Source organism: Deltaproteobacteria bacterium (assembly GCA_016219225.1).
Taxonomy (GTDB): domain Bacteria; phylum Desulfobacterota; class RBG-13-43-22; order RBG-13-43-22; family RBG-13-43-22; genus RBG-13-43-22.
Window position 1 is genome coordinate 1 of the sequence record JACRBX010000002.1, and the last position, 9,161, is coordinate 9,161.

The 9,161-nt window shown below is 52.0% G+C and carries 8 protein-coding genes; all 8 read left to right on the top strand.

Annotated elements, in window-relative coordinates:
- A partial coding sequence (locus HY879_00130) for an FAD-dependent oxidoreductase (protein ID MBI5601740.1) occupies nucleotides 1–1,195 on the top strand: 1,195 nt, incomplete at its 5' end.
- Nucleotides 1,196–1,476: 281 nt separating this feature from the next.
- On the top strand, nucleotides 1,477–2,655 hold the full coding sequence (gene porA / locus HY879_00135) for a pyruvate ferredoxin oxidoreductase (GenBank protein MBI5601741.1): 1,179 nt from the start codon (nucleotides 1,477–1,479) through the stop codon (nucleotides 2,653–2,655).
- The gene (locus HY879_00140; GenBank protein ID MBI5601742.1) at nucleotides 2,636–3,520 is read left to right on the top strand and encodes a 3-methyl-2-oxobutanoate dehydrogenase subunit beta; all 885 of its coding nucleotides are present in this window, start codon (nucleotides 2,636–2,638) and stop codon (nucleotides 3,518–3,520) included. Before porA ends, HY879_00140 begins: the two co-directional genes overlap by 20 nt.
- Nucleotides 3,521–3,932: 412 nt before the next feature.
- On the top strand, nucleotides 3,933–5,210 hold the full coding sequence (locus HY879_00145; protein ID MBI5601743.1) for a hypothetical protein: 1,278 nt from the start codon (nucleotides 3,933–3,935) through the stop codon (nucleotides 5,208–5,210).
- An 18-nt stretch (nucleotides 5,211–5,228) separates the two neighbouring features.
- Nucleotides 5,229–5,909: a hypothetical protein gene (locus HY879_00150; GenBank protein MBI5601744.1), complete on the top strand. Its 681-nt coding sequence runs from the start codon at nucleotides 5,229–5,231 to the stop codon at nucleotides 5,907–5,909.
- Entirely contained in the window at nucleotides 5,878–6,714 is an 837-nt protein-coding gene (locus HY879_00155; GenBank protein MBI5601745.1) for a cytochrome b/b6 domain-containing protein, read from the top strand. The genes HY879_00150 and HY879_00155 overlap by 32 nt, the downstream gene beginning before the upstream one ends.
- Nucleotides 6,715–6,758: 44 nt before the next feature.
- Nucleotides 6,759–8,246, top strand: coding sequence for a hypothetical protein (locus tag HY879_00160; protein MBI5601746.1), 1,488 nt, complete (start codon nucleotides 6,759–6,761; stop codon nucleotides 8,244–8,246).
- Nucleotides 8,247–8,544: 298 nt separating this feature from the next.
- A partial coding sequence (locus HY879_00165) for a branched-chain amino acid ABC transporter permease (protein MBI5601747.1) occupies nucleotides 8,545–9,161 on the top strand: 617 nt, incomplete at its 3' end.

A 9,161-nucleotide genomic window follows, 5' to 3' on the forward strand; every position in this document is an offset into this window, starting at 1 on the left:
CCGGGAAATAGAACGGATCATTGAGGTCGGGTTCGCAGTCCATTTGGGAAGGTCTCTGACCCCGGGATTTTTAGAAGAAGCCCGGGGCCGATATGATGCGGTCTTTATGGGCTGCGGCCTTTCCCGGACCCCGGATCTGTCCATCCCCGGAGAAGAGTTGGGAGGAGTGGAAGACGGGTTGTCTTTTCTCAGGAAAGTCAATCAGGAAAATGTTCCATCCCTGGAGGGGCAGGTGGCTGTCCTGGGGGGAGGCAATACGGCCATCGATGTAGCCCGCTCGGTGATGCGGCTCGGAGGGAAGGCGGTTATTCTTTATCGCCGCCGGCGCCGGGATATGCCGGCCTTTGAAGAGGAAATCCGGATGGCCCTGGAGGAGGGTGTGGAAATAAGGGAACTGTCGGCCCCGGTCCGCATCGAACCGGACGGCGAGGCTTACCGGCTCACCTGGCAGCCGATGCAGGTCATCGATATGGATCCCCGGGGCAGGGCCAGGGTTGCACCTGTGCCAGAAAAAACCGAATCCCTCCGATGTACCCGGATCTTCAAGGCCATCGGTCTTATGGCCTCGGAGGAATGGTATAGTCCGCCAAAAGAAGGACAGGGCGTTTTATCCCTGCCCCATACCGTTTTGGTGATCCCACCTGATGGCGGGATAAGGGTCTATGGCGGGGACCTGGCTGCGGCCAACAAGAGTGTGGTTCAGGCCGGTGCCTCCGGCAAGGAGGCGGCCCTGGCCCTGGATATCTTTTTTCAAAAAGGTCCGGGAGACGTCGAGTCCGACCTCAAGGCCTGTCAGGTGGGGAACGGTCCTTCCCTTTCTTTTGAAATGTATCTTAAAGGACCCCGATACCGGCGGAGCCCCCATGTGGTTCAGCCTGAGGAAATCAATACCGATCATTTTCAGTTCACTCCCCGGATCATCAAACCCCGCCTGTTGAAAGAAGAGCGGGTCCGGTCTTTTGCTGAAATTGACCTCAATATTTCAGCCGATTTGGCCATGCGCGAGGCGGCGCGGTGCTTTAATTGCGGGCTGTGCAATCAGTGCGACAACTGCCGCCTGTTTTGTCCGGACCTGTCGGTCATCCGGGAAGACACCCCCCAGGGGCGCCGGATCGATTACGATTACTGCAAAGGTTGCGGTATCTGTGTGGTGGAATGTCCGCGTAATGCCATGGTGTTGGAGGAGGAATTATGAGCGTCGAAGTATGTTATTAAGTCATTTAGTATTACAGCGGCACTTTTTCGTCATTCCCGAATGTCTTTATCGGGAATCCAGATTTTTCAATAAAATGAGAAAATAAAAGTCCCTGGATTCCGCTCCCCGATTAAGAACGTCGGGGACAAGCCTAAAGCATGCCGGAATGACGGATAAAGAAGCGCGTCAGTAAAAAAAATCGCTGTAGTATTAGTATTAGCCCAATGACTCAGTAACAAAAAGGTCTAATTTGTACGTGGTTGACTAAAGGAAAAATATAAATGAAAAAGGTCTTGGAAGGAAGCCAGGCCGTTGCCGAGGCCGTGCGTTTGGGCCGGGTAGAGGTGATTTCCGCCTATCCCATAACGCCTCAAACCCATATCGTCGAACGGCTTTCGGACTTTTGTGCCGACGGCTCCCTCAAGGCCCGCTTTTTGCGGGTGGAGAGCGAGCATTCCGCCCTGGCGGCCCTGATCGGGGCCGCCAGTACCGGGGCCCGGACCTTTACGGCCACCTCTTCCCAGGGGCTGGCCCTGATGCACGAATTGTTGCATTGGGCCTCGGGGGCCAGACTGCCCATCGTCATGGCCGAGGTCAACCGGGCCCTGGCCCCGGGTTGGAACATCTGGACCGATCAAACCGACAGCCTGGCCCAGCGCGACACCGGTTGGATGCAGCTTTACTGTGAAACCGGACAGGAGGTCCTGGATACCACCTTGCAGGCTTACTGGCTGGCCGAATCGGTCAATCTACCGGTCATGGTCATATTGGATGCCTTTTTCCTCTCCCATACCTACGAACCGGTGGATGTGCCGGATCAGGAGGCCGTGGACCGGTTTCTTCCCCCCTTTAAACCCAGGTTCCAGTTAGACATCCAAAACCCCTGCGCCCTCGGACAGATGGCCCCCCCGGCGGTTTATATGGAAATGCGTCACAGCCTCCAGCAGGCCATGGAGGAAACTCCACAGCGATTGGCCGAGATGGAAACCATTTTTGAGAAAAGCTTTGGCCGGAGGTATGGGCCGGTGGAAGCGGTGGCCTGCGAGGACGCCGAAATCATACTGGTCACTTCAGGGACCGTCACCAGCACGGGCCGGCAATTTCTTCAGGATCTACGCCGTCAAGGCGAAAAAGCCGGACTGCTCAAGGTCAAGATGTTCCGGCCCTTTCCCTATGAATCCATCCGGCGGTATCTGAAGTCGGCTAAAAAAGTCGCGGTAATCGACCGGAATTTTTCTTTTGGGGCCAGTGGCATTTTTGCCCAGGAGATACAGGCCGCCCTCTGCAGCCTCCCTGTGCACCCGATCGTCTTCGGGTATATTGCCGGACTGGGGGGGCGTGACGTGACCCTTTCCACCCTGGAAGAAATTTACCGCAAGACCCGGGACCAGGATCTCCCCTCTCAAGAAAGCCTTTGGGTGGGACTTCACGAGGTGGATCATGCCAATGGATCTTTCTGATCGTGATTATATGTCTTCCGGCCATGTGGGCTGCCCCGGCTGCGGGGCGGCCATAGCCATGAAGTTTGTTTTAAAGGCCCTGGGCGAAAAGACCATAATGGTCCTGCCGGCCTGTTGTTGGTCCATCATCGCCGGGCCTTATCCCCAGTCGGCCTTACGGATACCCTTGATCCACAGTGCCTTTGAAACCGGCGGCGCCGTAGCCAGCGGGGTGCGGGCGGCCCTGGATATGAAAGGCGATACGGAGACAACCGTCCTGACCTGGGCCGGCGACGGCGGTACCTTTGACATCGGCTTTCAGGCCTTGAGCGGCGCCGTGGAACGAAACGAAGATTTCATTTATTGCTGTTATGACAACGAGGCCTATATGAATACCGGGGTCCAGCGCTCTTCTTCGACCCCCTATGGGGCCTGGACCACCACCACCCCGGGTGCGGATTGGAAAAAGATGCGCAAGAAAAACATTGTCGAGGCCCTGGTAGCCCATCGCATTCCCTATGCCGCCACGGCCAGCATCGCCTTCCCCGAAGATCTGGTCTACAAGGTAAAAAAGGCCAAATGGATCAAAGGCTCCCGGTTTCTGCACATCTTCTCCAGTTGCCCTACGGGCTGGGGACTGGCTTCGGAGTTGTCGGTCAAGATCGCCCGGATGGCCGTCCAAACCAACATTTTCCCTATCTATGAAGTGGAAGACGGTCTGCGCTATACGATCAACTTTATGTCCAAAGGCTATCTGGTCAAGGAGTACTTTAAACTCCAGGGCCGGTTTAAACACCTGACCGAGAAAGATCTGGATCAGATCCAGGAAATAGTCAACGACGACTGGGACCTTTTGTTGCGTAAGGCCGGTTTATTCCCAGCCTGATCCTTTTCCACCCTTTTGTTCCTGGGCATCCTTCCTGTTTTAAAAAATCGGAAGAGACCTTCTCGGGAATAAGGCCGGAGTAAAAACTCAACTTAAATATAAGGTGTTTTTTTTCAAAAAATACAGCTTCGGCTGTATCGATTTTGGATTTTAATCATGGTAATTTTATATCGTATCTTGGAAAAGAAGCTGAAAAAGATAATTTTTTGGGCTATTTTAGGTTCTTAAGAAACACTATCGGCTTGTACAACCCTGTAATCCTGGGGATAAATGAGGGTTATCCATATTATATACTTAGCCTTCATCCCCCACGGAGGGCGCCACGAAGCATAAAATGGATTCAAGGTCCAGGGTTTTTCATACCTGAAACTTGCATCTTGAAACTTTATTTTCGTGTTAAGGGGGGAGAACTATGAAATGCTCAGGATGGGGGAAGGTAGTATTGTTAGGGGCCGCGTTGGCCTTTTTGGGGGCTTGCGGTTCTGGTGAAAAGGTCAATCTCAAAAAAATAACAGCCCAGCCGAAGACCTATATCGGGTCTGAAAAATGCAAAATGTGCCATCTGGAGCATTATGATTCCTGGAAATCCACCCTCCATAGCCGCATGCTTCAGGATGTCACCAAAAATGTCGATGCCTTCGTGACCGAGATCGATCCAGCGGTTATCCGGGCCGATTTCGAAAAGATTGCCAAGGACCTCAAGGTGCCCCCGGATAAAATCTATATCCCTAAAGTCGAAGAGATTAAATACACCATCGGTACCCAATGGAAGCAGCGCTATCTGGTGGAGAAAGGGGGGATGCTTTACATCTCCCCGATCCAATACAATATCGATACCGGCCGCTGGGTCAATTATAATGAGGCCACCTGGGACAAGCACCCCTGGATCAAAGGCTGCGGAGGCTGCCACGCCACCGGAGTCGATTTAAAAACTAATTCTTTCAGTGAACCGGGGACCGGCTGTGAGGCCTGCCATGGCCCGGGATCCCATCATTATGCCCTGCCCAAAACCGCTGTCTTTGAAAAACGGATGACCATTGTCAATCCTTCCAAGCTTCCTTCCGGCATCGCTGTCCAGATCTGCGGTTCCTGCCATAACCGGGGAAAATCGACCAAAGACAAAACAGTGGAATGGCCTTTGGGCTACCAGCCGGGAAAGGCCCTGGAGACCTATTTCCGGTCCACCTCTTTTGCCGCCGGAGATACCAAAATGCTTTATGCCAATGAATTCTCCAAAGGGCACCATCAGCAGTATATCGACTGGCGACAGTCCAAACACCACACCGAAGGGGTCAATTGCACCTCCTGTCATTACGTGCATCAATTGGGAGTTCCCCCGACCCGCTCGCAAACCAAGGAATCCGGTTCCAAACAATGCTTAAGCTGCCATCAAACGGTAAATAATAATCTGGGCCATTCCATCCACTCCTTTGCCAACTGTGTCGGCTGTCATATGCCCCGGATTGCCAAAAGTGCCGAGTCGGGTGACCTCCACAGCCATGTCTTTGTAACCTTATTACCAAGGGACACCCTCAAGGATCCGAAGATTCCCAATTCTTGCCAGACCTGTCATAAACATAAGGATGCCGACCTGGCGGCCCTGCAAAAACAATTTGATGCCATGTCCCAACTTCCTAAACCTCAAGGGAAGGTGATCGAAAACATAGAACGGTTTCAAGTTAAAAAATAACCTTGGCAGGGGACTCCCATGCAGCTTTTAAGTATCTTATTGGCTTGCTGTTTGTTCTGGTTGACTCTTCCTGGGTTTTCACAGGCCCAGGAAGAGGTGACCTCCAACATCGCGCGCTATCGAGAGCGGGAATTAAGTACCGGCTACTATGAAGACTATGAAGTCAGACCCCGTTCCTATCAGCCCTATGTCCAAATCCCCGAGCGGCGCAAGGGGCTCATCCGTCTCAGTCCCAAGGCCGAATCGGTTCGGCAGCGGGCTTATTTGTCCGATTCCCATTGGGGTATCCTGTTTTATGAGCAACGCAGTTGCACCGATTGCCATGCCGACCAGGCCAAAAACATCCATTCCGTAAGGGCCAAAATTACCTGCCGCCAATGCCATGGCGGGGAGCCGATCGCCAGTATCGGTCAATATATTTCTCCCATGAACCCTATACGCCGTCATGCCTATGTTTGTGCCAAATGCCATGAAGGGGCCGGGGCCTCCTTCGCCACGTATGTCGTCCATGCCCCTAACCCCTTAGCAGCGAAAACCAGCAAGACTTTTCCGGCTCTCTTTTATGTCTTTTGGCTCATGATGGCCCTGGCCATAGGGACCTTCGCCTTTTTCATCCCCCATGCCTTTCTGTGGGGCTTAAGGGAGTTTTTGACCAAGGAGAAAAAGAATGGGAAACCAGCCAGCAAAGAATCGGATTAAACGTTTTACCCCGATCCAGCGCCTGTTTCATTTGCTTCTCCTGTTGTTTTTTTTGATCCAGGGGGCCACGGGCGTGGCCCGCATGTATATTGAAACCGGATTCGGCCAATCCCTGGTCTCCTGTTTCGGCGGTTATGAAAATGCCCTGATCATCCATAAGTGGGTCGGTATTTTTTTGTTGCTCCTGTTTCTCGGCCATTTAGCCTACCTGTTTTTTAATATCGGCTGGAAAAACTTCTCCCAACTGATAAACAGCCCGGATTCCCTGCTTCCCCGCTGGGTTGATTTGGGCCAATTTTTTCAGCATGTGGGGTGGTTTCTGGGGATAACCAAAGCCCCGGAGTTTGATCGCTGGGGGTATTGGGAAAAGTTTGATTACTGGGCCGTCTTTTGGGGGATGGTTATCTTGGGCGGTACGGGGCTGCTCCTGGCCTACCCCCTGGCGGCCAGCCGGCTCTTGCCGGGTTGGACCCTTAACGTCGTTTTCTGGATTCACCGGATCGAAGCCATTTTGGCCATGGGCCATGTATTCACCATTCACTTTTTTGTGGCCCACTTGCGGCGCCATAATTTTCCCATGGATCGGGCCATCTTTGAAGGAAGCGTCGATCTGGCCGCCACCCGGCATGAGAAGCCGGACTGGATCCAGCGCCTGGAAAAGATGGGACTCCTGCCCGGTTTGTTGGTTCCGGAAGCGGGCAAAAAACAACAGATCGTCTTCTATCTCTTCGGGTATGCAGCCATTACCTTGGGTTTAATCCTCCTGATTGGCGGGATAATCAACAGCCCCCACATTACCTGGTAAGCCATACCAGAGCGTATTTCCTCATTTTTATTGGTGGGACTTCTATGGAAGAAAGAGGATTAAAAACAATATTCCAGGACTTTTTTTTATCTTTTGGGATTTTGTTCTTAATTCTGCAAACGTGCCCGGCCCTGGCCCAGGGGCCGGAGAAAGACTTAACCCAGCGTGTCGAAAAACTGGAAGGAATCATAAAGGAGCAAAAAAGAGTACTCGAGAGTTATGAAAGGGAATTGAATCAGGTAAAAACGGAGCTTAAAAAACAATCCGAGGCCATCGAGGCCAGGGTTCAGGCCGCTGCTCAAACACCGGAGCACAAGGCTTTAATCCGGGAAATATTGTCGGATATACGTTTAAGTGATGCCAAGGAAACCCCTGTCGATAAAGAGCTAAAAACCGTCTATGATGAAGGCTTTTATTTAAAGGGAAAAGACGACCAGATTCGGATCGGCGGCTGGCTTCAGGCCGATGGCCGCTGGTTTTTTGACAGCGATAATCACAATAATGATACCTTTCTCATCCGCCGGGCCCGATTCGATATCCGGGGTATTCTGGAAAACGATTGGGCTTACCGCCTCTATGCCACCTTCCTTGGAGAACGGAACGGCATCCTCCAGGAAGGGTGGCTGGAATATCGTAAATACCCGAGCTTCCGGGTTCGAGGGGGGCAGGTCTTTGAACCCTTCAGCTTGGAGGCCAACTATTCGGCCTTATGGACCGATTTCATTGAGCGGGCCGTTATCGTTAATACCTTATCTCCCCAGGAAGATATCGGGATCATGATTCTGGGGAAAATCTGGGAAAATCAAATCGAATATGGCTTTGGCTTTTTTAACGGACAGGGCCGAAATCGGGAGGCCGTGGTGGATGATAAGGATTTCACCGGCAGGATCGCTTTTTCTCCCTTCCTCCATTCCACCTCTCTGCCGGCGCTTAAAAAATTTAATTTCGGCGGCTCCTTCAGCACAGGAAACAACAAACAGGATTTAAGCGGGTTTGATTTAAAAACCGAGGGCACCACAACTTTTTTCGACATTCAAAGCGGCGTGAACCAGGACGGCCGTCTGACTCGCTGGGGTCTGGAACTGGATTATGGGATCGGCCCCTTCGGGTTAAAAGCGGAATATCTGCAGGGCCGGTTCGACCAGATCACCAAAGGAGTTCCGAAAGCCGGCCTTGATTTGAGCGGCGGTTATTTTACAGCCGGTTACGTCCTGACCGGAGAGGATTGGCCTCAAAATGAACCGATTAAACCCAAACGCGATTTTGATCCGGCCAAAGGCGGATGGGGGGCCTTCCAGATCTTAGGACGCTATCAGGTGGTCAATACCGATTCCGAAATGTTGAATAAAGGTTTTGCCTCTGGAACGGATAAGGCCCAGGCGGCCACCTTCGGGCTTAATTGGTATTGGAACAAGCATCTCCGCTTTCAACTCGACTATTCTTATTTCTGGTTTAAAGATCAGGTCACGGTGGGCGGAGTCAGGTTGGATAAGGAAAATGTGGTCCTGACCCGTTTTCAATATGTGTTTTAAAGAAGGAGGGAAATAGTTTCTCTGCAGTAGAAACCTGCCAGTAGCGAAGGTGCCTGCCGAAGAAAGCCGCCCGGATCTTGTCGGACGGCTTTCTTCTATTCCTAAACCCATGATCCCACGGGTTTAAAATATTTATAAATTTACCTGTTAATTTTTTTCTTGACTTTTTTATCCTTTGCCGATATTTTTGGAAACCAATATGACTGATTGATCAGTCATATTGTTTTTTGAGAGTGACTTGGAAAGAAGGTCCTTTGGTTTTTAGTCTGATTAACCTCTAACATCAGCAGGAAACCTTATGTTTGTGCAACAAGTCATCAACGGTTTGGCCATGGGCTGCATCTATGCCCTGGTAGCCCTCGGCTTTGTGCTCATCTACAAAGCCACGGAGATCATCAATTTCGGCCAGGGGGACCTGATGATGATCGGGGCCTTTCTGGCCTTTACCTGCGTCAACTTTTTACACCTTCCCTTTTTCCTTTCCCTGCTCATCGCCCTGGTTTTGATGGGCTTCCTGGGAAAAATCATCGATCGGTTCGTGCTCCGACCGTTGGTCGGCGAGCCGGCTTTTGCCCTGGCCATGGCCACCATTGCCATCGGCATTCTGGTCCGAAGCCTGGGGGGCATGATCTGGGGCTATGATACCTACAAGTTCAGCGCCGGGATCACCAATGTTCCCGTACGCATCGGCCCCTGGGCCGTGTCCTCGGTCCATCTCTGGATCATGGCCATTACCATACTTTTAATTATCGTCCTTTATCTTTTTTTCAACCGGACCAAGGCCGGCATTTCCATGGAGGCCGCTTCCCAAAATCAGTTGGCCGCCTATCTGATGGGCATCGGGGTAAAAAAGGTCTTCTCCAATATCTGGGGGATCAGCGCCATGGTGGCCGCCGTAGCCGGTATCTTCCTGAC